The sequence below is a fragment of the Bacillus sp. 9.4 genome, from assembly GCF_055486415.1.
The window spans coordinates 720,305-744,344 of record NZ_JBVFMU010000003.1; the positions used below are offsets into that span (position 1 = coordinate 720,305).

At 45.5% G+C, this 24,040-nt stretch carries 24 protein-coding genes and 2 pseudogenes; 14 read left to right on the forward strand and 12 right to left on the reverse strand.

Going from position 1 to position 24,040, the window contains the following annotated elements; all coding sequences use genetic code 11:
• Positions 1 to 95 precede the first annotated feature (95 nt).
• The 3 genes from narK to ACZ07B_RS15675 form a co-directional block, all read right to left on the reverse strand.
• Positions 96 to 1,283, reverse strand: coding sequence for a nitrate transporter NarK (narK, locus tag ACZ07B_RS15665; RefSeq protein WP_010886631.1), 1,188 nt, complete (start codon positions 1,281 to 1,283; stop codon positions 96 to 98).
• A 135-nt stretch (positions 1,284 to 1,418) separates the two neighbouring features.
• Positions 1,419 to 3,089 (reverse strand): arginine--tRNA ligase, encoded by a 1,671-nt coding sequence (gene argS, locus ACZ07B_RS15670; protein ID WP_277736772.1) that lies wholly within the window; start codon positions 3,087 to 3,089, stop codon positions 1,419 to 1,421.
• The gene (locus ACZ07B_RS15675; protein ID WP_003243604.1) at positions 3,086 to 3,514 is read right to left on the reverse strand and encodes a YwiB family protein; all 429 of its coding nucleotides are present in this window, start codon (positions 3,512 to 3,514) and stop codon (positions 3,086 to 3,088) included. Before ACZ07B_RS15675 ends, argS begins: the two co-directional genes overlap by 4 nt.
• Positions 3,515 to 3,826: 312 nt before the next feature.
• Here ACZ07B_RS15675 and sboA point away from each other — a divergent pair, with 312 nt between their 5' ends.
• The 9 genes from sboA to albG are packed head-to-tail and all read left to right on the forward strand — an operon-like array spanning position 3,827 to position 10,764.
• Positions 3,827 to 3,958 carry a subtilosin A gene (sboA, locus tag ACZ07B_RS15680; protein ID WP_003222002.1) on the forward strand — a complete coding sequence of 44 codons (132 nt, stop codon included), beginning with the start codon at positions 3,827 to 3,829 and terminating at the stop codon, positions 3,956 to 3,958.
• Complete coding sequence (gene sboX, locus ACZ07B_RS15685) at positions 3,915 to 4,067, forward strand: bacteriocin-like protein SboX (protein WP_010886632.1); 153 nt, start codon at positions 3,915 to 3,917, stop codon at positions 4,065 to 4,067. Before sboA ends, sboX begins: the two co-directional genes overlap by 44 nt.
• A 24-nt stretch (positions 4,068 to 4,091) precedes the next feature.
• A complete protein-coding gene (gene albA / locus ACZ07B_RS15690) occupies positions 4,092 to 5,438 on the forward strand; it encodes a subtilosin maturase AlbA (RefSeq protein WP_464877396.1) in 1,347 nt (448 codons plus the stop codon).
• Between the two features lie 12 nt (positions 5,439 to 5,450).
• A complete protein-coding gene (gene albB / locus ACZ07B_RS15695) occupies positions 5,451 to 5,612 on the forward strand; it encodes an antilisterial bacteriocin subtilosin biosynthesis protein AlbB (RefSeq protein ID WP_003222006.1) in 162 nt (53 codons plus the stop codon).
• Positions 5,609 to 6,328: an ATP-binding cassette domain-containing protein gene (locus ACZ07B_RS15700; protein WP_015250992.1), complete on the forward strand. Its 720-nt coding sequence runs from the start codon at positions 5,609 to 5,611 to the stop codon at positions 6,326 to 6,328. The genes albB and ACZ07B_RS15700 overlap by 4 nt, the downstream gene beginning before the upstream one ends.
• Complete coding sequence (gene albD / locus ACZ07B_RS15705) at positions 6,321 to 7,631, forward strand: antilisterial bacteriocin subtilosin biosynthesis protein AlbD (protein WP_128738344.1); 1,311 nt, start codon at positions 6,321 to 6,323, stop codon at positions 7,629 to 7,631. The genes ACZ07B_RS15700 and albD overlap by 8 nt, the downstream gene beginning before the upstream one ends.
• Positions 7,621 to 8,781 (forward strand): antilisterial bacteriocin subtilosin biosynthesis protein AlbE, encoded by a 1,161-nt coding sequence (gene albE / locus ACZ07B_RS15710; RefSeq protein ID WP_464877410.1) that lies wholly within the window; start codon positions 7,621 to 7,623, stop codon positions 8,779 to 8,781. The genes albD and albE overlap by 11 nt, the downstream gene beginning before the upstream one ends.
• A gap of 4 nt (positions 8,782 to 8,785) precedes the next feature.
• The gene (locus ACZ07B_RS15715; RefSeq protein WP_464877397.1) at positions 8,786 to 10,066 is read left to right on the forward strand and encodes a M16 family metallopeptidase; all 1,281 of its coding nucleotides are present in this window, start codon (positions 8,786 to 8,788) and stop codon (positions 10,064 to 10,066) included.
• Positions 10,063 to 10,764, forward strand: a complete 702-nt coding sequence (gene albG, locus ACZ07B_RS15720; protein WP_217020052.1) for an antilisterial bacteriocin subtilosin biosynthesis protein AlbG — start codon at positions 10,063 to 10,065, stop codon at positions 10,762 to 10,764. The genes ACZ07B_RS15715 and albG overlap by 4 nt, the downstream gene beginning before the upstream one ends.
• 5 nt (positions 10,765 to 10,769) lie before the next feature.
• Here the strand turns inward: albG and ACZ07B_RS15725 are convergent, their stop codons facing one another.
• From ACZ07B_RS15725 to ACZ07B_RS15735, 3 genes and pseudogenes are all read right to left on the reverse strand, one after another.
• A complete protein-coding gene (locus ACZ07B_RS15725) occupies positions 10,770 to 12,146 on the reverse strand; it encodes a YncE family protein (RefSeq protein WP_464877398.1) in 1,377 nt (458 codons plus the stop codon).
• Positions 12,147 to 12,185: 39 nt separating this feature from the next.
• Positions 12,186 to 13,541 carry a YncE family protein gene (locus ACZ07B_RS15730; protein ID WP_217020049.1) on the reverse strand — a complete coding sequence of 452 codons (1,356 nt, stop codon included), beginning with the start codon at positions 13,539 to 13,541 and terminating at the stop codon, positions 12,186 to 12,188.
• Positions 13,538 to 13,768, reverse strand: a pseudogene (locus ACZ07B_RS15735) (hypothetical protein). The gene ACZ07B_RS15730 and the pseudogene ACZ07B_RS15735 overlap by 4 nt, the downstream one beginning before the upstream one ends.
• A 2-nt stretch (positions 13,769 to 13,770) precedes the next feature.
• On the opposite strand from ACZ07B_RS15735, the gene rapF reads away from it, so the two are divergent.
• From rapF to ACZ07B_RS15750, 3 genes and pseudogenes are all read left to right on the forward strand, one after another.
• Positions 13,771 to 14,916, forward strand: a complete 1,146-nt coding sequence (gene rapF / locus ACZ07B_RS15740) for a response regulator aspartate phosphatase RapF (RefSeq protein WP_464877399.1) — start codon at positions 13,771 to 13,773, stop codon at positions 14,914 to 14,916.
• Positions 14,900 to 15,019 (forward strand): phosphatase RapF inhibitor PhrF, encoded by a 120-nt coding sequence (gene phrF / locus ACZ07B_RS15745; RefSeq protein WP_009968329.1) that lies wholly within the window; start codon positions 14,900 to 14,902, stop codon positions 15,017 to 15,019. The genes rapF and phrF overlap by 17 nt, the downstream gene beginning before the upstream one ends.
• A gap of 114 nt (positions 15,020 to 15,133) precedes the next feature.
• Positions 15,134 to 15,583, forward strand: a pseudogene (locus tag ACZ07B_RS15750) (YbaK/EbsC family protein).
• Positions 15,584 to 15,614: 31 nt separating this feature from the next.
• Here the strand turns inward: ACZ07B_RS15750 and speB are convergent.
• Positions 15,615 to 16,487 (reverse strand): agmatinase, encoded by an 873-nt coding sequence (speB, locus tag ACZ07B_RS15755; RefSeq protein WP_185184053.1) that lies wholly within the window; start codon positions 16,485 to 16,487, stop codon positions 15,615 to 15,617.
• Between the two features lie 60 nt (positions 16,488 to 16,547).
• Positions 16,548 to 17,378, reverse strand: coding sequence for a spermidine synthase (gene speE / locus ACZ07B_RS15760; RefSeq protein WP_003227543.1), 831 nt, complete (start codon positions 17,376 to 17,378; stop codon positions 16,548 to 16,550).
• 201 nt (positions 17,379 to 17,579) lie between these two features.
• Between speE and ACZ07B_RS15765 the strand changes: the two genes are divergently transcribed.
• A complete protein-coding gene (locus ACZ07B_RS15765; RefSeq protein ID WP_464877400.1) occupies positions 17,580 to 19,655 on the forward strand; it encodes a transglycosylase domain-containing protein in 2,076 nt (691 codons plus the stop codon).
• A gap of 292 nt (positions 19,656 to 19,947) precedes the next feature.
• Here the strand turns inward: ACZ07B_RS15765 and ACZ07B_RS15770 are convergent, their stop codons facing one another.
• Positions 19,948 to 20,466, reverse strand: coding sequence for a YwhD family protein (locus tag ACZ07B_RS15770; protein WP_015250981.1), 519 nt, complete (start codon positions 20,464 to 20,466; stop codon positions 19,948 to 19,950).
• Positions 20,467 to 20,479: 13 nt separating this feature from the next.
• Positions 20,480 to 21,139, reverse strand: coding sequence for a site-2 protease family protein (locus ACZ07B_RS15775; protein WP_003243167.1), 660 nt, complete (start codon positions 21,137 to 21,139; stop codon positions 20,480 to 20,482).
• A 108-nt stretch (positions 21,140 to 21,247) separates the two neighbouring features.
• On the opposite strand from ACZ07B_RS15775, the gene ACZ07B_RS15780 reads away from it, so the two are divergent.
• Entirely contained in the window at positions 21,248 to 21,436 is a 189-nt protein-coding gene (locus ACZ07B_RS15780) for a 2-hydroxymuconate tautomerase (RefSeq protein ID WP_003222038.1), read from the forward strand.
• 42 nt (positions 21,437 to 21,478) lie between these two features.
• On the opposite strand, the gene ACZ07B_RS15785 is transcribed toward ACZ07B_RS15780, so the two are convergent.
• Both ACZ07B_RS15785 and thrS read right to left on the reverse strand, forming a co-directional pair.
• Positions 21,479 to 21,898, reverse strand: a complete 420-nt coding sequence (locus tag ACZ07B_RS15785) for a MarR family transcriptional regulator (RefSeq protein WP_003242889.1) — start codon at positions 21,896 to 21,898, stop codon at positions 21,479 to 21,481.
• A gap of 119 nt (positions 21,899 to 22,017) precedes the next feature.
• The gene (thrS, locus tag ACZ07B_RS15790; protein WP_464877401.1) at positions 22,018 to 23,934 is read right to left on the reverse strand and encodes a threonine--tRNA ligase; all 1,917 of its coding nucleotides are present in this window, start codon (positions 23,932 to 23,934) and stop codon (positions 22,018 to 22,020) included.
• Positions 23,935 to 24,040: the final 106 nt, after the last annotated feature.

Genomic DNA, 24,040 nt, shown 5'->3' on the forward strand with positions numbered 1-24,040 from the left:
CTCACCTCGAAGAAAGTCACGTTGTGTGTTTATTGTAACGTGAATTGATTTGTACCCATCGAGAAAAAACTAACAATCTTGTGAATGCCCCAGTGTTAGTTGATGCTCTGGCTGTTTCTCTCCGTGTGTGTTTTCATTCTTTCCTGCCAATACATCCATATGACAAGGACAAAACTGGCTAACGCCACCTCTGAAAGCGCCATAAACCCGATCGCGTACTGGCCTGTTGCCTGAAATACACTCGCCAATATGAGAGGAGGAAAAAAGCCGCCTAATCCGCCCATGGCAGACACAATCCCATTGGCAATCCCCGCTTGCTTCGAAAAATAGAAAGGCACCAGTTTAAAAACAGTCCCGTTTCCTATGCCTGAGCAGACGGCCACGGTTAATGATCCAAACGTATAAAGGCCGATTGTCGGCGAGAACGATAGGATAATGCCTGATAATGTAAGCCCGGCAAAAACAAACATCAAGATGCGGAGCGGGCTCATTTTATCAGCCAGGAATCCGCCTGCAGGCCTGAGCAGCGTAGAAACCGCAATAAAGCCAGCCGTCCTCAAGCCGGCATCTGCAGGATTCAGCCCAAAATGCTCCACCAGAAAGTTCGGCAGATAGATAGTGAAGGCGACAAAGGCACCGAACGTAATAAAATAAAACAGGCTCAGAAACCATAGCACATGATTTCGGTAAACGGCTTTGATTTGAGTCTTAACAGAAACTTTGACCTTCTTCTCATGCCTGTCGCCAAACAACACGTGCAGTAAGGCAAAGACAGCCAGCAAAATCAGATACATCTGCACGGTTGATTTCCACCCGACGGCTTGAGCGATAACCGGCGCTGCAAATGTCGTAACGGCTGTCCCGATATTTCCTGCACCGTAAATCCCATTGACGACACCGTGCTTTTCTTTCGGATAATATTTCGGGAGGGAGGTCACTCCAATGGAAAACACCGCTCCCCCGATCCCTAAGAAAAAGCCGCCTGCGATTAAATCAAACAGAGAGTCCGCGATACTGATCCAAAATACAGGAAATAAAAGCAGGATGAAGCTGACCATAAACATGAGCCTCGCGCCAAACCTGTTCGTTAAATACCCTAAAGGAATGCGGAGAAGCGACCCGAGGATCACAGGAATCGCCGTCACCAAAGAAATCTCGCCCTTGCTTAAATGAATATCTAATGTGATTTGGGAAATGAGTGATGAAATCAGCACCCAAACCATAAACCCTGCCACCAAGCTTAATGACTGTAACGATAATTGAATGTGTTGACGGTTGATCATTTGGCTTGCCCCTTTCAATGATTCAATAATCAGTCTTATCATACAAAAACTCGCCAAACAGGATTGTGAATTACATCACACGTTTTTCTCATAAAAAAAGGACAAAGCCCGAAGACTTTGTCCTTTTGATCGTGATTACATTTTTTCCGGAGCCGATACGCCGATCAGCTGAAGCGCATTGTTCAGCGTAATTTGCGTTGCCTTCATTAAAGCCAGGCGCGCGCGGCTTTTCTCTTCATTTTCAGGGTCGATGACTTTCTCTGCATTGTAGAAGCTGTGCAGAGCAGAAGCCAGATCATAAATATAGTTAGTGACACGGTGCGGAATTCGTTTTTCCGCTGCTTCCGCCACTGCCTCTGGGAAGCCGCCGATCGTTTTCAGCAGATCGTATTCTTTTTCTGATTGAATATGGCTGAAATCAAGATCTGCCGCCGGTTTAAGTCCCTGCTCTTCCCCTTGGCGAAGCATGCTGCAAATACGGGCATGCGCGTATTGTGCATAATAAACGGGGTTTTCGTTAGATGTTGATACAGCAAGATCTAAGTCAAAATCCATATGGGTGTCTGCACTTCGCATTGCAAAGAAGTAACGCACGGCATCCAAGCCGACTTCTTCAATCAGGTCACGCATCGTTACGGCTTTACCGGTCCGTTTGCTCATTTTCATTTTCTCGCCGTTTTTGTAAAGGTGAACGAGCTGAATGATTTCTACTTCAAGCGTTCCTTTTTCATAGCCCAGCGCTTCGATTGCCGCTTTCATACGCGGGATGTAGCCGTGGTGATCGGCGCCCCAAACGTTGATCAGCTTATCAAAGCCGCGGTCAAGCTTGTCCTTATGATACGCGATATCAGGAAGAAGGTACGTGTACGTGCCGTCCTTCTTGATCAATACGCGGTCTTTATCATCGCCGAAAGTCGTGGAACGGAACCAAGTCGCGCCGTCTTCTTCATAGACATGGCCTTTTTCGCGGAGCGCTTCAAGCGCCTTGTCAATTTTTCCATTTTGGTACAGTGAAGTTTCTGAATACCACACATCAAACGGCACACGGAAGTTTTCCAAGTCCTTGCGAAGCTTTTCCAGCTCGTATTTCAGGCCGTATTCACGGAAAAACGCGAGGCGTTCACTTTCCTCTTCGTTAACGAAACGATCACCGTATTCCTCAGCGAGACGCTTTCCGATCGCAATGATATCCTCGCCGCGGTAGCCATCCTCCGGCATCGGTTTTTCCAATCCGAGTGCTTCAAAGTAACGGACTTCAACAGAGAGCGCCAGATTGTTGATTTGGTTTCCCGCATCGTTAATGTAGTATTCGCGGCTTACATCGTAACCCGCTTTTGAAAGCACGTTGCACAAGGAATCGCCGACAGCCGCCCCGCGCGCATGCCCGAGGTGAAGGTCTCCCGTCGGATTCGCTGATACGAATTCTACCTGAACTCGTTCACCGTTTCCGATGTTCGTTTCCCCGTATGCTTCCCCTGCTTCCAGTACAGACGGAATCAGCTTTGTTAAATACTGATTGTTCATATAGAAATTGATAAAACCCGGGCCGGCGATATCCAGTTTTTCAATCGAAGCCTTCCCTTTATCAAAATGGGCGACAATCTCTTCAGCGATTTGACGCGGCGCTTTTTTTGCCACTCTTGCCAGCTGCATCGCCATATTCGTTGAGTAGTCGCCGTGTGTTTTATCTTTCGGTGTTTCTAAAACAACATTGGGAATCTGGTTTTCTTCAGCCAGTCCCGCTTTCAGAACGGCCGCTTTGATTTCTTCTTTCAGCACGTCCTTCATTTGTTCCGCAATGTTCATGCGTGAGTTCCTCCCTCATACGTGATCGTCATATTATGTAAATGCTCCTGCTCGTCTCCGACATGCATGTCATATGCGATGCTGATACGGCCTTTTTCTTCATCGAGATCAGATTGAATCGATTTTGTGCTTGTTTTCAGCTCAAGCTCACCAAATGACATTTTATATTTAGCAATTGTGGAAGCTCCCGTTACGAAACGCTGATTCATTTTGACAGCGCCTGACCTCATGACCAGGACTTCGCCTTCGCTTACTTTCACAATCGTTTTGACTTTGCCTAAGTCGTGTTCTTCATAATAAGATAGATACACTTTATTTTGTTTTACATAGTAAAATCCGGTGGTGCGGAATTCGATGACTTCTTGGTTTCCGTCATCCTCGATCACAGACTTCACATGGAGTGTTATCGGTGTCTCTTGCTTCATTCTGACACGTCCTTTTCATCATTCCACTTTGACTTGAATAGTATAATCATTCGGTTTGTAAACTTCAACTGCTTCTATCTTACCATCATTGCTCATCAGATTTGAAGATAAACCTCATAAAAAGCATTTCCTTATATAGAAGAGAAAATCATATCACTAATTACCTTTAGGAAATGTTACATTTTTCCGAAATCTATCATTTCCTTTTCACATTTTTTTCAAAATATATGTATTGAATTAGTAATTTGATAGTTTTAAGATAAAAGTACAACATAGATCTGCTAGAAAAACAAAAAAAGGGAGGATTCAATTATGAAAAAAGCTGTCATTGTAGAAAACAAAGGTTGTGCAACATGCTCGATCGGAGCCGCTTGTCTAGTGGACGGTCCTATCCCTGATTTTGAAATTGCCGGTGCAACAGGTCTATTCGGTCTATGGGGGTAAGGATCTCCCAAAAGGGCATAGTCATTCTACTATGCCCTTTTTAAGTAAATTACAATTTTTAACTAAAATCTACCTCTTGGATATACATACACAACCGTTTTTCATTTGAATCATATGTATAGGGGATGGTATTTTGTTTATAGAGCAGATGTTTCCATTTATTAATGAAAGTGTAAGAGTTCACCAGCTTCCTGAGGGCGGCGTGTTAGAAATCGACTACTTGCGCGATAATGTCTCCATTTCTAACTTTGAGTATTTGGATCTCAACAAAACGGCTTACGAGCTCTGCATGCGCATGGATGGCCAAAAAACAGCTGAGCAGATTTTAGCTGAGCAATGTGCAGTGTATGATGAATCACCGGAAGACCATAAAGATTGGTATTACGACATGCTCAACATGCTCCAGAACAAGCAGGTCATCCAGCTTGGCAACCGGGCAAGCCGCCATACAATCATCACGAGCGGAAGCAATGAATTTCCAATGCCGCTGCACGCCACATTTGAGCTGACGCACCGCTGTAATTTGAAATGCGCCCACTGTTATTTGGAAAGCTCACCTGAAGCGCTCGGCACCGTGTCGATTGAGCAATTCAAAAAAACGGCTGATATGCTGTTTGATAACGGTGTATTGACATGCGAAATCACAGGTGGAGAAATTTTTGTCCATCCAAACGCCAATGAGATTCTTGACTATGTGTGTAAAAAGTTCAAAAAAGTCGCTGTCTTAACAAACGGAACACTCATGCGAAAAGAGAGCCTGGAGCTTTTGAAGACTTACAAGCAAAAAATCATCGTCGGCATTTCTCTTGATAGTGTCAATTCCGAGGTCCATGACTCCTTTAGAGGGAGAAAAGGCTCTTTTGCCCAAACTTGTAAAACGATAAAATTGTTGAGTGACCACGGTATATTTGTCAGAGTCGCCATGTCTGTCTTCGAAAAAAACATGTGGGAAATCCACGATATGGCCCAAAAGGTTCGGGATCTCGGGGCGATGGCGTTCTCTTACAATTGGGTTGATGATTTCGGAAGAGGCAGGGATATTGTCCATCCAACGAAAGACGCCGAGCAGCACCGCAAGTTTATGGAATACGAGCAAAATGTGATTGATGAGTTTAAAGATCTGATTCCGATTATTCCCTATGAGAGAAAACGCGCGGCAAATTGCGGCGCTGGCTGGAAGTCCATTGTGATCAGCCCGTTCGGCGAAGTACGTCCTTGCGCCCTCTTTCCAAAGGAATTTTCATTGGGAAATATTTTTCATGATTCCTATGAAAGCATCTTTAACTCCCCTCTCGTCCATAAACTGTGGCAAGCGCAAGCGCCGCGGTTCAGCGAACATTGCATGAAAGACAAATGCCCGTTCAGCGGCTATTGCGGAGGCTGTTACTTAAAAGGGCTGAACTCTAACAAATATCACCGAAAAAACATTTGCTCTTGGGCGAAAAATGAACAATTAGAAGACGTGGTCCAGCTTATTTAGGAGGGAAACGATTTGTCACCAGCACAAAGAAGAATTTTACTGTATATCCTTTCATTTATCTTTGTCATCGGCGCAGTCGTCTATTTTGTCAAAAGCGATTATCTGTTTACGCTGATTTTCATTGCCATTGCCATTCTGTTCGGGATGCGCGCGCGGAAGGCTGACTCGCGATGAGCATTTTGGATATACACGATGTATCCGTTTGGTATGAACGGGACAACGTCATCTTAGAACAAGTGGATTTACATTTAGAAAAAGGCGCCGTTTACGGGTTGCTTGGGGTAAACGGCGCCGGAAAAACGACACTGATTAATACGCTGACAGGAGTGAACCGCAATTTCAGCGGACGCTTTACACTGTGCGGAATTGAAGCGGAGGCCGGCATGCCGCAGAAAACATCAGATCAGCTGAAGATTCACCGTTACTTCGCCGCCGATTATCCGCTGCTATTTACAGAAATTACGGCGAAGGACTATGTGTCTTTCGTCCATTCGCTTTATCAAAAGGATTTTTCAGAGCAGCAGTTTGCCAGTTTGGCCGAGGCCTTTCATTTTTCGAAATACATCAACAGGAGAATTTCGGAGCTGTCCTTGGGGAACAGGCAAAAGGTTGTATTGATGACAGGCTTATTGCTGCGCGCTCCCCTATTTATTTTGGATGAGCCGCTCGTCGGTTTGGATGTGGAATCGATAGAGGTTTTTTATCAGAAAATGCGCGAGTACTGTGAAGCAGGCGGGACCATTTTGTTTTCTTCTCACCTGCTCGATGTCGTGCAAAGATTTTGTGATTATGCGGCTATTCTTCACAACAAACAGATCCAAAAGGTCATTCCGATTGGAGAGGAGACCGATCTGCGGCGGGAATTTTTTGAGGTGATCGGCCATGAATAACATAATCCCCATCATGTCTTTGCTGTTCAAACAGCTTTACAGCCGGCAAGGGAAAAAGGACGCCATCCGCATTGCCGCAGGCCTTGTCATTCTGGCCGTGTTTGAAATCGGGCTGATCCGCCAGGCCGGCATTGATGAATCGGTGTTGCGCAAAACGTATATCATACTCGCGCTTCTCTTAATGAACGCATATATGGTGTTTCTTTCTGTGACATCTCAATGGAAGGAATCTTATATGAAACTGAGCTGCCTGCTGCCGATTTCTTCACGGAGCTTTTGGCTCGCCCAGAGTGTCGTTTTGTTTGTCGATACCTGTTTGAGAAGAACTTTATTCTTTTTTATTTTACCGCTGTTCTTATTTGGAAACGGAACGCTGTCAGGGGCGCAAACATTGTTTTGGCTCGGCAGGTTTTCGTTTTTTACCGTTTACTCCATTATTTTCGGAGTTGTGCTAAGCAACCACTTCGTCAAAAAGAAGAACTGGATGTTTCTGCTGCATGCGGCGATATTCGCCTGTGTATGTCTCAGCGCCGCTTTGATGCCGGCCGCCACGATTCCGCTTTGCGCGGTCCATATCCTGTGGGCGGTGGTCATTGACTTTCCTGTCTTTCTGCAGGCACCTCCGCAGCAGGGCAAGATGCATTCATTTATGCGGCGATCTGAATTTTCGTTTTACAAAAGAGAATGGAACCGATTTATCTCTTCTAAAGCGATGCTGTTAAATTACGCGGTAATGGCGGCGTTCAGCGGCTTCTTTTCGTTCCAGATGATGAATACCGGCATCTTCAATCAGCAAGTGATTTATATCGTGATTTCCGCGCTTTTGCTCATCTGCTCGCCGATCGCCCTTTTGTACTCGATTGAAAAAAATGACCGGATGCTGCTCATCACGCTTCCGATCAAGCGGAAAACGATGTTTTGGGCGAAATATCGCTTTTATTCAGGCCTATTGGCAGGCGGATTTCTCCTTGTCGTGATGATTGTGGGTTTCATCAGCGGCCGTCCGATTTCAGTTCTCACTTTTTTGCAGTGCATTGAGTTGCTGCTGGCGGGAGCTTTTATCAGGTTAACTGCGGATGAAAAAAGGCCCTCCTTCAGCTGGCAGACGGAGCAGCAGCTATGGAGCGGTTTCTCAAAATATCGGTCTTATCTGTTTTGTCTTCCCCTATTCTTAGCCACATTAGCCGGCACCGCTGTATCCTTGGCGGTCATTCCGATAGCCGGTCTGGTCATAGTCTATTACCTGCAAAAACAGGATGGTGGTTTCTTTGATACAAGCAAAAGAGAACGGCTTGGAAGTTAACCTGCTGAAGACTCATCAATTTTCAACTATTTCAATCGCCGCGAGCTTTCTGAAACCGATCGAAAGCGCGGCGGAACCTGAGGAAGAAACAATTTATTTTTACGGCGCCGCCGCATACCTGAAGGAGCAAATCATTGACGCTTTTGGTTATGCTGCCGGCAGCCGTTTCATGTACTCAGCGAATCTCTTTTTTGATCAGCAGCTGAAAACCTGCGGGACCCGTTTGATTCACCCATTATATAACGGGAATTTTCATGTTGACGCCCTGATGAAAACTTTTGCAGACTTGTCTTTCCCTGCTTCTCTTTCATTCGAAGCAGTTGAAAAGGCCAGGAATGAGCTGCTGCTGAAAATCGAAAAGAAATTCACTGATCCCTTCTCCTACTCGGCGGCTCGCTTGGCTGAGGAGGTCTTCGGAAACCCGATGTACGGCACAGGCATGTTTGGCCGGAAAGACAGGATAAAGGCGATTCATCCTAAACGGTTTCTCGACGCAACGGACTTTATCGTTGATTTAGTGTCCCAGCAAAAACAGCTGAACATATTGGGACAAGTACATGCATGTGATGTTCGGGGACATGCCCCGCAAACGTCCGCTATAACGTCCGGAAGAATACCCGTAAACCGGCATGTGTTTGAAACAGAGACACGCAGCGCTGCAGGTCCTTCCGTCTTGACACTCGGATTTGACTGCGGAGAGATGAAAGATGCCAGCGATTATATCAAAATACAGCTAATAGACGGATTACTGGGAAAGTACGGCCATTCCGCTTTATTCAAGCACTTCAGAGAGAAGGATCTGGCAGTCTATCACGTTATCACCCGTTACGATGTCATGAACAATTTGCTGCTTGTTTCAATATGTACAGATCAGCTTCATGAGAAAGACATTCCCCCGCGCGTTTTGGAAGCTGTCTCAGCTTTTCATACAGATGAGCGGGAACTAGAACAGGCAAAGCAGTTTTTACGCAATGAATTGCTGCTGCAATTCGATTCTCCCGAAGGTCTATTGGCCTATATGGGGGTCCTGCGCCGCTTCTCCTGCACGAAAGAAGCCTTGCTGGATGGCATCTCAGCGGTTACATGCCGCGATGTATTGCAATTCATAGCGACCATCAATTATATCGGAGCTCATGTAGTAAGGGGATGAAGAGATGGAAAAGAAAGCCTTTTTTCAACAGCTGGATGAACGAACCGATATCAGATACACAGACAGCGGACTAAAAATATTCAGATTGAAATTCCCCCGCGCCCACCTGCGGCTGTGCAATGTAAAAATCGATTTTGGAAGCCGGGATGTATGTATACGGGCAGAATCCAGTGATACACTGCTTCCGTATGGCACAGCGCATTTTTTAGAGCATCTTCTCTTCTGGCATAACGGCCGCAATCTGTACAGTGATTTTTTTGCGCATGGCGCGCTTTTAAACGCATTCACTACCTACACCGATACCAATTTCATGTTTACCTCATTACCGGATCGGCTCAGACAAACGATCCCCATCCTGCTTGATGCTTTATGGAACCACTCATTTGACAAGAAGATTGTCGCTCAGGAAAAAGCTGTGATTACAAGCGAAATTCAAACAGCACACCTTAACCATCAGCTCTCATATCATTATCAGCTGATCAGCATGCTTTCTCCCTCCTCACCAGCTGCCGTTTTCCCCGCAGGCAGAATCGAAGATATTGAGGCGCTGGACATCAGTGATTTACAAAAAGCCTATAAGGCTGCCTACCAAGCCCATCGGATGACGCTGTTTTTGATTGGGGGCTCAGAAAATACAGAAACGCTTTTGCCTCCTCACCTCCAGCTGGAAAAGCGTCCGGATTATCATACTGAAAGAAAAATCATCCCGGCATGCCCTCCAGCCCTCTCACAAAAAATGGTGCTGGGTGATGAGGAGCGGATGGAAGATACCTGGACCGGATTACAGATCGGCGCACTTCCCGGGCAAAACGATCTGTTGACGATAAAGCTTTATTGGGATATCGCGTCTCGTATTCTATTTCAATTAGATTCACCGTTTTTTCAAGAGATTCAGCAAACGTACCGTCTGGAAATCGATCGCTTGTCAGCCGAGACTTATATATATGAGGATGGCGGTTTCTTGATCCTTCACAGTCAAGGGACCCATTCTTCAGCTTATATCGATGTGGCTTCATACTATGTTACACAGAAGAAAGAACAGGTTGCCGCCTGGCTTCAATACGGCAAGGACTCTTTGACAGACGCGATCATTTATGACAGCGATTATGTGCGTAAATGCTTCGAGTGGGCAGCCGAGTATGACAGGTGCGATTGCTCGTTTCTTGACATGTACCACATCATTCAAGATATGGATACGCAGGTTTTCTTGTCTCTCATTGATGCAATGGCATCTTCTAACAAAGCGATCATTCACGTTTCTCAGAAAGAGGCGATCAGACAATGAAAAAAAACACTGTCTTTACCCTTTTATTGCTGCTTATAGGTATGGCGGCTTATTCCTTCGGCTGGGTTCAGGCCGTGGCCGAAGCCGCCGCCCAATATGTACAGATGATCAACAATGACGCTGTGCGGCTCGGGCTGCTGGCTTGTACCGCTGCCCTCCTGATTCTGCCTGCTTTTCTCTATCTTCATTATGTCACCCAATCCGTGAAAAACATGACAGCAGCTTTTCAGAAACTCACACAGTCTCATCAAAGCTGCTGTGACTTTCAGCAACACAACTTGTGCAGCCGATATGCAGAAGACGTCAAATCGCTGCGTGACAGCTATAAAAACGTCCGCCAAACATACGTGATGGCTGCCGTGTTGTGCCAAGTCATCATATTCGGCTGCATGTTCGAAATCGTTAAAGCCGTCCCTTTCCGCCTTCACACGCCCCCTGCCCTTTCAATGGGACTTGCGATGCTACTGATCCTGTATTTATTGTTTTGCATGCGAACTTATTTGCGGCAGCTTTTCCGGCACGGCAGCCTGTTCAGAAAAGTGTTTGCGGGAGCGCTGGCAGCAGCCGGGATTTGGTGGATGCTCAGTTTCTCTATAAGTGAACTGCTGTTTCTGATTATCCTGGCTGCCATTCAGCAAATCGGATCATTTATTTATAAACGATTCTCTTATCGCAGCACCGCTTCTCTTGATCTATAAAATAGCTACATCGCAATCGCAGACGGACCCGCGCCAACCGGAATCACCGTCACGGCTGTATAATCACTTGTGCGGTACACGGTCACAGCATTGTCGTTGGGCTGTGCCGCATAAATATACTGTTTGTCCGGCGTTACGGCGAGGTCAAAAGCGCCGGGGAGAGACACGTTTGCAATGATCCTCTGTCTGGCCGTATTAACTACGTATAAGTTATTAATGAGAAACGGTTCACTATATGGCTCTAGAAAATAAGCTCTAGTGCTATCGAGAGAAAATACAATCGTCCTCAGCGTTTCAAATAAACGGCTGAAGTCCCCTCCCCTGCTTAATGGTGACAAACTAATCTCCGTTACACCTTTCGGCCACAGCTCACCATTCAACACGTACGCAAAATTTCCAGCGTAAGGAGTTGCAATTAAACTGGGAAATTCAAATGAATCTATGATACTTTCTACCAACTGCCCAGTATTTACATCATATTTATCAACCGACCAACTGCTTCCATTAGCGGTATAGACATACTGTCCATTCGGATCAAGAGCAAAGTCTAAAGCGCCGGGTATCGGAATGACATCAATGACCGATTGAGAGGCCGTGTTAATCACATATATAGATCCGGCGGCCATCACGTATGCAAACTCATCTGTTGGATCAAATTCGATCTTTCTCGGCCCTCCTCCAACAGTAATGGTATTTATGATGGTTAATGTTTTATTATCAATCACTGAGACAAGGTTGGTATTTCCATGGAGGATATACGTGAATGCTTTATCAAAAGTAACGCCTAGATTAGTTGGGACAGCAGAAAACGGGATTGTTTTTACAATAGTGTTTAAATCTGCATCAATGACCGAAACCGTGCTGTCTCCAGTATTGGCAGTAAACACATACGATTGAGGGTCTGGCGATGGCGGTAAAACAAGTATCCCGTCCACCGTGAGCGGACTGCCGTAGAAAGGCGGCACAATGAGAAGATCTTCCACTGTCATTTGACTAAAATCAGGACAGCGGCCAGACTGTGCTGCATAATAAACAACTTGATCAATCTCTTCAGTATGAATCACAGAAACAGCCCCGTCTCCTTGTCCATATTGATTTCGCACAGGCGACACACTGACAAGAAGCGTAATGGTCCCTTGTACTCTCACGGCATATCGAACACCGATATCTTCTGGTTCCGGCCCAGTCTGGATTAAGCAAGGCTCACTGATACAGGACAAATTGTCTGTACTCCATGTAACAGCCGCTGACGCTTCGGCCGAATCAACCTTGAAGCCCTCAGGGATATCTATCGGCACTTGAAACGGCGCTTCCCGGCTAATTTCCTCATCACAAAAACAGAAACAATTTTCCTGTAAAGCAGAAAGATCATTCTTTTTCATGATTTCACGTCCTTTTAGAAATGCACCACACATAGTTGATTAAATCGCAATAGCTCCCGGTGAAACCCCAAGAGATATGACAGTCTCCACGGAGTAATCATCCGTGTTGTAAACAGTGATGCTCTGTTCTAGGACATGAGTTGCATACAGAAACTCGCCATTCGGGGTAAACGCAAAGTCTCTTGCCGACTGCGGAACATTTCCTATAACGCCTGCTCCATTCGGACTGACAGAATACAAATTGCCAGTGAAGCTGTCATATAAATACACCTCTGATCCACTCGTAAACATTACATATTGGCCGTCAGGCTCCAGTTCTTGGGTATTGCTGATCGTAAACGTATTTAAATCAATAACCGTCAAATAATTGAATAAGAATTCTTGTTCTAACACATACGCATACCTCTCCAGAGAATCTGTTTCTATGGATGATACGATAAGATCTCGTTCAATTGTTCCTGTGACTTCACCGGTAGTTAGGTCCACTTTTTGCACTATACCAAAATTTAGAACATAGGCGAATAACCCATTGGGATCGATTGCAACATCATACCCTTCCACAGGAATCGACCTATCCACAGTTAACGTATCAATTCCAATCACAGAAACCGCAGTACCGGTGAAAACATAAGCAAACTCATGATTAGGGATAAATCTAATCAATCGAGGCGGCTGATCCAGCAATATAGTTGCTGTCACTGTTAATGTGTCATAATCGATGACAGAAATCACATTATTGTTGGGATGTAAGACAAACACAGCGCTTTTATCTGGCGTAATTTCAATACCTGCCGGATTGTACGGAAGAGCAATCGTTGTCACAACAGTATGGGTGTTTGTATCAATCACAGAAACTGATTGATCATTTGGATTCGCTGTAAACGCGTAGACGGGTTCCGGCTCCGGTACAAGCACAATCGTCCCCATCACCGATAAAGGACTACCGTAAAACGGCGGAACAACAACAAGGTTCTCAATCGTGATGTCACTGATATCCGGGCAATCATCCGGTTCATCGGAATAATAGACGACTTGATCGATTTCTGCATTGTGAATGACGGAAACAGCCCCGTCCCCTTGTCCATATTGATTTCGCACAGGTGAGACACTGACGAGTAGCGTAACGGTTCCCTGCAGGCGCACTGCAAATTGAACACCGACCTCATCAGGCTCTGGCCCCGTTTGAATTAAGCAACGGTCACTGACACAAGAAAGGCTGTCTGCATTCCACGTCACGTTTGCAACAGCTTCAGCCGGATCAACGACAAATCCTTCAGGTAATTCAATCGGCGCTTGAAACATGGCTTCTCGGCTTGCTTCTCCCTCACAAAAACATAAGCACTCTTCTTGTTCTGCTCCTGCTTTTTCTTTAAAGGAAAGCTTATTTTTTCTCATTCCTTCACTTCCTTTTCAGACATACACTGCTCACGCAGATATAACAGAATATGGAAGAGTAACGTGTTTGCTTGTACAAATTACTGAGGGTAAAAGCTTCTTTTTGAAAATATATCTCCAAACATGCGGTGTAACGAAAGAAAAAATTGCGGTTTTTTTGCGCTTCTCACAAGAATGTTGATGATAAAATATGACATATATAGAATTATGAAGGGAGGGATTTGCAAACGTGACAGGTGTCATATCTTCTTCTTCCATCGGAGAAAAGATTAACGAATGGTATATGTACATACGCCGATTCAGCATACCCGATGCAGAATATTTGCGACGAGAAATCAAGCAAGAGCTGGATCAAATGGAAGAAGATCAAGACCTTCATTTGTACTATTCACTGATGGAGTTTCGGCACAACCTAATGCTTGAGTACCTTGAACCGTTAGAAAAAATGAGGATTGAGGAACAGCCGAGACTGTCTGATCTGCTGCTTGAGATTGATAAAAAACAGGCTCGTTTAACTGGTCTGCTTGAGTACTATTTTAATTTCTTCAGAGGCATGTATGAGCTGGATCAGCGGGAATATCTGTCGGCTATTAAATTTTTCAAAAAGGCCGAAAGCAAGCTGATATTCGTTAAGGATCGGATAGAGAAAGCTGAGTTTTTCTTTAAGATGTCTGAATCTTATTACTATATGAAACAAACGTATTTTTCAATGGACTATGCACGGCAAGCATATGAAATATACAAAGAACATGAAGCTTATAATATAAGATTGCTGCAGTGTCATTCTTTATTTGCCACCAATTTTTTAGATTTAAAACAGTATGAGGATGCCGTCTCACATTTTCAAAAAGCTTATTCTATGGCAGAAGCTGAAAAGCAGCCCCAATTAATGGGAAGAACTTTGTACAATATCGGGCTTTGTAAAAACAGCCAAAGCCAATATGAGGATGCCATAACTTATTTCAAAAGAGCAATAGCTGTTTTTGAAGAATCAAATATTCTTCCTTCCTTACCTCAAGCGTATTTTTTAATTACACAGATCCATTATAAATTAGGAAAAATGGATAAAGCTCATGAATATCATAGTAAGGGAATGGCTTATTCACAAAAGGCCAGAGATGTAATATATTTATCAGAGTTTGAATTTTTGAAATCTTTATACTTATCAGGCCCGGATGAAGAAGCAATTCAAGGATTTTTTGATTTTCTCGAAAGTAAAATGTTGTATGCTGATCTTGAAGATTTCGCTATTGATGTGGCAAAATATTATCATGAACGTAAAAATTTTCAAAAAGCTTCTGCTTATTTTTTGAAGGTGGAACAAGTAAGGCAACTTATTCAAGGAGGAGTGAGTTTGTATGAAATTGAAGTCTAAACTATTACTCTCTTGTCTGGCTCTAAGCACTGTGTTCGTGGCAACAACTATTGCAAATGCACCTACACACCAAATTGAAGTTGCACAACGAGGAATGATTTAACCGCCGTCCATCGGCGGTTTTTTTTGTCCCCTCTTTACCCAATCTCCCAATTCATGCTATAATTTTTTTCAATAATCTTGAAGAGAGTGGAAATGCAGCATGTCTCTGTAAAGTGTGAGAACCCACTTTACACAGTGGAATCGAGAAAATGATGTGACGGAGTTCGAAACGTCGAGCGCGACAGTGTTGAACAGACAGCTGAGACGATCGGCGTAAGCCCGACTAGAATCGCCAAGACCCTGTCCTTCAGAGGGGAAGGAGATCAGGCGATTCTGATTGTGGCAGCCGGCGATGCCAAGATCGACAACAAAAAGTCCAGGCAAACATTTGGCTTTAAAGCAAGAATGCTCTCTCCTAATGAGGTACTGGAGCAGACAGGCCATGAAATTGGAGGAGTTTGCCCATTTGGATTGGCTCATGATCCTGAGGTTTATCTTGATGTATCGCTGAAACGGTTTGAGACTGTTTTCCTCGCTGCGGCAGCAGAAACTCCGCTATTGAGGAGAATTATCCGAATTTTCTTTCTTAAAAGCATGGATTGATGTTTGTAAAGACTGGGAATAAAAAAACATCCAGACATCGTCTGGATGTTTACTTATTTCACAAAACCAAGCAGCATCTCACGGATGATTTTGCTGGCTGTGTTTGCCGTTTGCTCTGAGTGGTCGTATACCGGCGCGACTTCCACTAAGTCAGCGCCCTTTACGTTTACCTCTGAACTCGCGATTTCATGGACGGATGCAAGCAGTTCTTTAGACGTGATGCCGCCGGCGTCAACCGTTCCTGTACCCGGTGCGTGTGCAGGGTCTAATACGTCAATGTCAATTGTGACATAAACCGGACGGCCCGCCAGCTTCGGAAGCACCTCTTTCAGCGGTTCAAGCACTTCAAATTTTGAGATGTGCATGCCGTTTTCCTTCGCCCATTCAAACTCTTCTTTCATGCCGGAACGGATTCCGAATGAATACACATTGTGCGGTCCGATCAATTCTGCCGCCTTACGGATCGGCGTGGAGTGAGAAAGCGGTTCTCCCTCATAATCAACACGAAGATCTGTATGTGCGTCAAAATGGATAATCGCAAGGTCTGGGTATTTCTTGTACATCGCTTTAATGACAGGCCATGACACGAGGTGCTCCCCGCCCATACCCATCGGGAACTTCCCTTTTTCTAAAATGCTGTCCACGTATTCCTCAATCATATCAAGGCTTCTCTGCGGATTTCCGAACGGCAGCGGAATGTCGCCCGCGTCAAAGAAGTTCAGGTCGGCCAGATCACGGTCTAAATACGGGCTGTATTCTTCAAGGCCGATTGATACCTCACGGATTCTGCTTGGGCCAAAGCGTGAGCCCGGGCGATAGCTGACTGTCCAGTCCATTGGCATGCCGTAAAGAATGGCGTCCGCCTCTTCCCACTCGGGACGGCTCGCGATAAATACTTTTCCTGAATAAGCTTCATCAAATCTCATCTATAATACCCTCGCTTTCCTGTAAAAAAGCGCAAGATTCGCTCCTGCGCCATACCTTCATTATTTAATCAGGTCACTCACAAATTTCGGCAGAACAAATGCCGCTTTATGAATATCTTTTGTGTAATATTTCGTCTCAATATCGAAGAAACGGCTGTCTTCCACTGCAAGCGGATCATATTTTTTCGAGCCAATTGTAAATGTCCACAAACCGCTTGGATATGTCGGAATGTTCGCCGTATACAGCTTCGTAATCGGGAAGATTTCCTTCACGTCGCGCTGTACATTTGTGATTAATTCCGGTGTAAACCATGGGTTGTCCGTCTGCGCAACGAAAATACCGTCTTCTTTCAGCGCTTTTGCGATTCCTGCGTAGAATCCTTTTGTAAACAGGTTTACAGCCGGTCCGACTGGTTCAGTTGAATCTACCATGATGACGTCGTATTGATTTTCAGATTTTGCAATGTGCATAAATCCGTCATCTACCTGCACGTCAACGCGCGGATCATCCAGTTTGCCTGCGATAGAAGGAAGGAACTTTTTAGAGTATTCGATAACCTTGCCGTCAATATCTACAAGTGTCGCTTTTTTCACGCTTGGGTGCTTCAGGATTTCTCTGATAACGCCGCCATCACCGCCGCCGACTACAAGAACGTGCTCCGGATTTGGGTGCGTAAATAATGGCACATGCGCCACCATTTCGTGATAAACGAATTCGTCTTTTTCAGATGTCATCACCATGCCGTCTAAAAACAGCATGTTGCCGAACTCTTCTGTTTCCACCATTTCTAAATGCTGAAACTCCGTTTGTTCTGTATGTAACGTCTTGTTAACCTTCATCGTAATGCCAAAGTTTTTCGTCTGCTTCTCTGTGTACCAAAGTTCGCTCAATTGTCATCTCCCTTTCGAGGCTGTATTCATTTATTGTAAGCGTCTTATCAGCTTTTATTCTCGGTTGAAATCTCATTTTCACCTAAGGAAAAAGTATAGAGGATGGCGGGGAAAAAGTAAAGATGCGTCCTGTTCTGTGATGTTTAAAAACGATCTTTTTTTCTCATAATAGTAGAAACATAAAAAAAGGGGGAACCCGTTGTGGATGCAATGACAAATAAACGGCTGAGACTGACGCTGAAAACCGTTCGCGCCTTTATCTTTTTAGGGGCTTTTGCGGCCTTGGCGGCAGCTGCCGTGTTTATGACTGTCATTTTGATAGCCAAATACCAGGGCGCTCCCTCGGTGCAAGTGCCGCAATCCACGATTTTGTATGCGAGTGACGGCTCAAAGCTCGGGGAAACGAACTACGGCGAAAAGCGCTATTGGGTCCCCTTAAAGGACATGAATCCGACGATCGTAAAAGCGACAGTGGCGATTGAAGACCAGAATTTCTACGATCATCACGGCTTTGATTATAAACGCATGGCCGGCGCGGCGCTTGCTGACCTGAAAGCATTTGCCAAGGTTCAGGGTGCAAGCACCATCACCCAGCAATATGCCAGAAATTTATACCTTGAACACGACAAAACGTGGAAACGGAAATGGAATGAGGCGTTCTACACGATCCGTCTGGAACAAAACTATTCTAAGGACGAGATATTAGAAGGCTATTTAAATACGATTTACTACGGCCACGGCGCCTACGGCATTGAAGCAGCTTCCCGCCTGTATTTCGGCAAGCATGCCAAAAACCTGACGGATGCGGAGGCGGCGCTTTTGGCAGGAATCCCGAAAGGCCCTTCCGGCTATTCACCGTATGTCAATGAGACGAAGGCCAAGGAACGCCAGAAAACGATCGTGCGGATGATGGAAAAGCAGCAGATGATCAGCCAAAAGAAAGCGGATGAATTGATCAAGGAACCTCTTTCCTATCAGGCTTTGAATAAACAAGTTTCCAAGAGAAAGGCTCCTTATTTCTACGACAATGCGATGAGAGAGCTGGAGAAAAAGCTCGGCATGACACGGGAGCAAATTGAAACGAGCGGGTTAAACGTCTATACAACGGTAGATAAACGGATGCAGCGCATCGCCGAGGAGACCATTACCGAAACGGTTAACGCGGGATCTGACATTCAAGTCGGGTTTTCAGCCATTGATCCCCGCACCGGAAACGTTCTCGCCCTTGTCGGCGGCAGGGATTATCAAAAAAGCCCGTTTGACCGGACGACACAGGCGAAGCGCCAGCCTGCTTCGACGATCAAGCCGTTGCTGTACTATAAAGCGATTCAGAGCGGATTTACGCCAGTCACTTTGATGAAAAGCGAAGAAACCGAGTTTCAAATTGATGCAAAGGGAGAAACCTATTCTCCAAGCAACTATAACGGATACTATGCCAACAAGCCGATTACGCTTCTGCAGGCGCTGGCGCTTTCCGACAATATTTACGCTGTGAAAACACATCTTTTTCTCGGCACGAACAAACTTGTAAAGACGGCAAAGGAATTCGGCATTACCGCCCATCTTCAAGCACTGCCGTCCCTGGCACTCGGCACCGAACCCGTACGTCCGATTGAGATGGTCAACGCCTATGCCATGCTCGCAAATGGCGGAAAGAAAATCGAACCGACTTTTATTTCAAGAGTAACGGACGCAGCCGGCCACGTGCTGTACGAAAACCCGAATCAGCATAAACAGGTGCTTGATGAAAAAGCCGCTTTTGTCACAGCGAGTATGATGACAGGTATGTTTGATACCGATTTAAATGGATATACGTCGGTTACGGGGCGAACGATAGCCAACCGCCTGACAAGAACGTATGCCGGAAAATCAGGAACCACCAGCGCAGACAGCTGGATGATCGGCTTCAATCCGAAGCTGGCCGCAGGGGTTTGGACCGGCTATGACAAAAACAGCACCATCGACTCGGTCGAAGAAAAAGGCTATGCTAAAACCATTTGGGCGGACTTCATGGAGGACGCGCTCAAAGGCGAACCAGAAACCGCGTTCAAGCCGCCAAAAGGCGTAACCGGTGTGTACATTGATCCGGAAACAGGCTACTCATCAGGTCCCGGCTGCGCCGCTAAGCATTACACATATTTTGTGAAAGGGACAGAACCAGCAAACGTGTGCTACGGGGCAGAACCAGCAAAACAAACAAAAGACCGGCTTCCATCCAAAGAAAATCCCGCTTCCGAGAAAAAATGGTGGGACAAATGGCTGGGGCGACATCATTGAAAATAACCCGGCTCCTCGGAGGCCGGGTTATTCGTATGGTTCCTTCATAATCGATGGAAGAATGTTAGACAATCGAGCTGAACAATCAGTTTTGGGATAAAGTGGTGAATTTCTCATTTCTTCGACGCCGGCTTTCATCTCCCAGTCGCCGACTCATATCCCCCTAAAAATGAAAAACCCCGAGTCTTGTTTCGGCTCGGGATTTTCCATGTCCTATTTCTGTATCACCAGTTTACTCAATGTTTACGAAAAATATCTCAAATACTTTAAAAGTTCACAGAAAATTCACAAATTAATTATCTTCCGGAAGCAGGCTTGTTTTTAATTCATCTGAGGAACGGTCCCATAGGCCCTGATCATGCTTTTTCAGAAATTCGCCTAGTACACGCTTCGAGCTGTCGTCCATTTTATCAACGATGATTTTCCGTTTCATGGATTTATCCATCAAATTCACATGCTCAGGCAGCGACTTGTAGCCTCTTCTGATGCTTCTGTCGACCGTCATTTCACAAGCTGTCACACCAGCGTAATAAGGCCCCTCTTCTTTTCTGTCAATCGTTACCCACACAAGCCAGTATGGTTTTCCGTTCGGCACTTCTTCTTTATTCGGGAGAAATTTAATTCCTTTTTCAACGGTGCTGCGGGCATGCATGGCGCCGATGTCTACGAACGCTTCTTTTTCTTCTACATCAACGAATACGGGAGAAATGTTATCAAGGCTGAGTGCCCCTACGCCAAAACCGCCGTGTCCGTCTGTCGGATCACTTTTGATAATATTAAACCCGATTGATTTTTTCTTTTTTTCTTCCATGAAGTTCTACCTCCTACAAAAGCGGTTGAAATATCGCTGAAAACAGCTTTAAAATCGAATCTCTTCCTGCATTGAGCATCGGCCACAGCACGTAAGATCCGAGCGGTGTCACAAACAGCACTAAAAATACGATAAAGCCGTAGCTCTCCGCCTGCGTCATTTTGGCACGCACGCCCGGCGGAACGAGATCTTCTATAATTCGATAGCCATCGAGCGGAGGAAGCGGCAGCAGATTAAATAAAAACAAGACAAGATTCAGCTGTATCCAAATAGAAAAAAACTGATCAAGCCCCGTGCTGAACGCCGCAAGCATTTCCATTCCGTACGCATGCATCAACACTAACAAAAAGAAACCAATAAACGCAAGAATCAGGTTACTGACGGGCCCGGCTATAGATACGAGCACACCAGCAAGCCGGGGTTTCTTAAAGAAGCGGCGATTCACGGGAATGGGGCGCGCCCACCCGAATCCGGCCACCAGAATCAAAATGGTTCCGAACGGATCAAGGTGTTTAATGGGATTCAGCGTCAGTCTTCCTTGTTTTTTCGCCGTATCGTCACCGAATTTGTATGCGACATAAGCGTGGGCAAGCTCGTGCATCGTAAACGACACAATTAGCGTGATGACGAGGTATGGCATTAAAGATAACGGATAATATAAAAAACGGTCCAAGTGAGATATCCCTCTTTCTCAAAATGCAAGAATTTACTTTATTCAGTATACTATAAGAAGCCTCTTTTTCTAAAGAGAGGAAACGAGATAAAGGAGGATTCAGCACCCATGCCATACGTAACTGTCAAAATGCTCGAAGGCCGTACAGACGAGCAAAAACGCAATCTTGTCGAGAAAGTAACAGAAGCCGTAAAGGAAACAACCGGTGCTTCTGAAGAAAAAATTGTTGTCTTTATAGAAGAAATGAGAAAAGACCATTATGCCGTCGCAGGCAAACGCCTGAGCGATATGGAATAATCTCTATAAAGCCGGCGCTTCGCGTACCGGCTTTTATTATCCCTATTGAGCCAGCTTCGCAATAATCGCCAAGAACGTCTTTTTCTCTTCGGCTGTTAAACGTTCAAACATGCCATCAATCAGCTGCTGGCGGTTTTCGATCATTTGTTCAGCCGCTCCCCGGCCCGATTCAGAAAGCGTAATCCATACAGTGCGGCGGTCATTGTTATTTCTGGATCTCTCAATAAACCCTTCCTGCTCTAAATGATTCAGAGCTGTGGTCGTGGCAGAGGGAGACAGTGTGACCTCCTTCAAAATATCCTTTATGGTGCAGCTCCCATGTCTGTATATGATCCGCAGAATAAATCCTCTTACATTATTCACGTGTTTCGGAACGGTGGCTTCATCTAATTGCTTCGTGCTTTTCAAATATTTTGTAAGTGCGTGATCCAGCAAATTTGCTTCCAGTTTGTCATGGTCCATGTAAATTTCCCCATTTCGAGATGCATTCATAACATACGAACGATATGATTTACTTATTATTTTACTGATTCCGAATAGGGAAAGTCAAAAAAGCAAAATGTGAATTCACAGCTTTTATCCTACATGCCTCGATTTTCCACCTGTTTGACAAGTTTATCTTTAAAAGTTTGGAAAGGAACGTGTTCACTCTGCTGATGTCCGAATTGGCGGACGTTTACCGCATTCTCCTGCTCCTCATGATCTCCAAGCACCAGCACGTACGGGATTTTCTGCACCTGCGATTCTCTGATTTTATAGCCGAGCTTCTCATTGCGCTCATCAATGCCGGCTCTTATCCCTGCCTGCTTCAGCTCCGCCTGCACCTTTCTGCAATAGTCTAAGTGAACGTGCGAAACCGGTATGATTTGAACCTGGACCGGTGCGAGCCAGACTGGGAAAGCCCCGCCGTAATGCTCGATCAAAATACCGAAGAAACGGTCGATCGAGCCGAAAACCGCTCTGTGGATGACAACGGGACGAACCTTTTCATTGTGTTCGTTGATATATGTTAAATCAAATTTTTCCGGCATTTGAAAATCAAGCTGAATTGTCGCGCATTGGTGGCTCCGTTTCAGGGCATCTTTTATGTGGAAATCAATTTTCGGCCCGTAAAACGCCCCATCGCCTTCATTGATCTCATAAGAGAGGCCAAGCTCCTCAAGGACGCGTGCTAAGGCACGTTCCGACGCTTCCCAAAGGCTGTCATCGCCTAATGAATCCTCCGGGCGAGTCGAAAGCTCAACTGAATACTCGAAACCAAATGTCCGATATACCTCATCAATCAGCCGAATCGCTTCTTTGATCTCACTCTCAATCTGATCCTCCCGAACGAAAATATGGGCGTCATCCTGACAGAACGTCCGAACGCGAAGCATTCCGTTTAAAGCGCCGCTGTATTCATGGCGATGCACCTGTCCGAATTCCGCCATGCGAATCGGCAGATCCCGATAAGAATACAGGCTGTTTTTAAAGATGAGCATGTGGCCGGGGCAATTCATCGGCTTCATTGCGAATCTTGTATCATCCACTTCTGAAAAGTACATATTGTCGCGATAATGGTCCCAATGGCCTGACTGCTCCCATAACCGCTGATTCATCATAAACGGCGTACGCACCTCATCGTAGCCGGCATTTGTTTGCAGCTCACGCGAGAAGCGCTCCAGCTCATTGCGGACAATCTGCCCTTTCGGCAAATAAAACGGCATCCCCGGCGCTTCTTCAGAAAACATAAACAGCCCTAACTGTTTGCCGAGCTTGCGATGGTCTCGTTTTGCCGCTTCTTCCAGCATATGCAGGTGCGCATCCAAATCCTTTTTCTTTTGAAACGCAACCCCGTACACCCGCTGCAGGACTTCATTTTTGCTGTCTCCGCGCCAATAAGCGCCTGATACTCTTGTCAGTTTAAACGCCTTGATCATCCCTGTAGAAGGAAGATGAGGACCACGGCACAGGTCAACGAATTCTCCTTGCTGGTACAGCGTGATATCCTCCCCGCGCGGAATATCCTTTAAAATCTCAAGCTTAAGCCGCTCGCCTTTTTGTGCAAACAGCTCTTCAGCCTCTTCGTAAGAAACCTCCATACGTTTCATTTCAAGGTTCTCATTTATTATGTGTTCCATTTCTTTTTCGATGGCCTCTAAGTCTCCTGATGCCAAGCTTTTCCCCAGCTTCATGTCATAGTAGAAGCCGTCTTCAATCACAGGCCCTACCCCCAATGACACTTCGCCGTACAGCCGTTTTACTGCTTGGGCCAGCACATGCGCTGATGTGTGGCGAAGCACCTGCAAGCCTTCTTGTGAATCGAGTGTAACAATCGAAAGCTCAGCATCCTCCTCCAGCTTGAAACTGAGATCAACAAGCTTGCCATTGACCTGACCTGCAGCCGCCTTCTTTTGCAGACTGGAACTGATAGAACCAGCCGCTTCTTTGATTGTGATGCCTTTCGGATATTCCTTGATCTGTCCGTCCGGAAGCTGAATGTGTACATGTTTACTCATTTTAAAACACTCCTTATTCATTGTTGTATATAAAAAAACACACCCGTCCCGCAGATAGGGACGAGTGTGTGATTAACCCGTGGTTCCACCCAAGTTCCCGACAAAT

What these genes read in the sequence shown, in the direction of transcription:
- ACZ07B_RS15780 (WP_003222038.1), top strand. Translation starts at nt 21,248, where the DNA reads ATGCCATACGTAACTGTCAAAATGCTCGAAGGCCGTACAGACGAGCAA.
- ACZ07B_RS15725 (WP_464877398.1), bottom strand. Translation starts at nt 12,146, where the DNA reads ATGAAAAAGAATGATCTTTCTGCTTTACAGGAAAATTGTTTCTGTTTT.
- albD (WP_128738344.1), top strand. Translation starts at nt 6,321, where the DNA reads ATGAATAACATAATCCCCATCATGTCTTTGCTGTTCAAACAGCTTTAC.
- narK (WP_010886631.1), bottom strand. Translation starts at nt 1,283, where the DNA reads ATGATCAACCGTCAACACATTCAATTATCGTTACAGTCATTAAGCTTG.
- argS (WP_277736772.1), bottom strand. Translation starts at nt 3,089, where the DNA reads ATGAACATTGCGGAACAAATGAAGGACGTGCTGAAAGAAGAAATCAAA.
- phrF (WP_009968329.1), top strand. Translation starts at nt 14,900, where the DNA reads ATGAAATTGAAGTCTAAACTATTACTCTCTTGTCTGGCTCTAAGCACT.
- ACZ07B_RS15730 (WP_217020049.1), bottom strand. Translation starts at nt 13,541, where the DNA reads ATGAGAAAAAATAAGCTTTCCTTTAAAGAAAAAGCAGGAGCAGAACAA.
- thrS (WP_464877401.1), bottom strand. Translation starts at nt 23,934, where the DNA reads ATGAGTAAACATGTACACATTCAGCTTCCGGACGGACAGATCAAGGAA.
- ACZ07B_RS15785 (WP_003242889.1), bottom strand. Translation starts at nt 21,898, where the DNA reads ATGGACCATGACAAACTGGAAGCAAATTTGCTGGATCACGCACTTACA.
- albG (WP_217020052.1), top strand. Translation starts at nt 10,063, where the DNA reads ATGAAAAAAAACACTGTCTTTACCCTTTTATTGCTGCTTATAGGTATG.
- speB (WP_185184053.1), bottom strand. Translation starts at nt 16,487, where the DNA reads ATGAGATTTGATGAAGCTTATTCAGGAAAAGTATTTATCGCGAGCCGT.
- ACZ07B_RS15715 (WP_464877397.1), top strand. Translation starts at nt 8,786, where the DNA reads ATGGAAAAGAAAGCCTTTTTTCAACAGCTGGATGAACGAACCGATATC.
- ACZ07B_RS15770 (WP_015250981.1), bottom strand. Translation starts at nt 20,466, where the DNA reads ATGGAAGAAAAAAAGAAAAAATCAATCGGGTTTAATATTATCAAAAGT.
- ACZ07B_RS15700 (WP_015250992.1), top strand. Translation starts at nt 5,609, where the DNA reads ATGAGCATTTTGGATATACACGATGTATCCGTTTGGTATGAACGGGAC.
- sboA (WP_003222002.1), top strand. Translation starts at nt 3,827, where the DNA reads ATGAAAAAAGCTGTCATTGTAGAAAACAAAGGTTGTGCAACATGCTCG.
- ACZ07B_RS15675 (WP_003243604.1), bottom strand. Translation starts at nt 3,514, where the DNA reads ATGAAGCAAGAGACACCGATAACACTCCATGTGAAGTCTGTGATCGAG.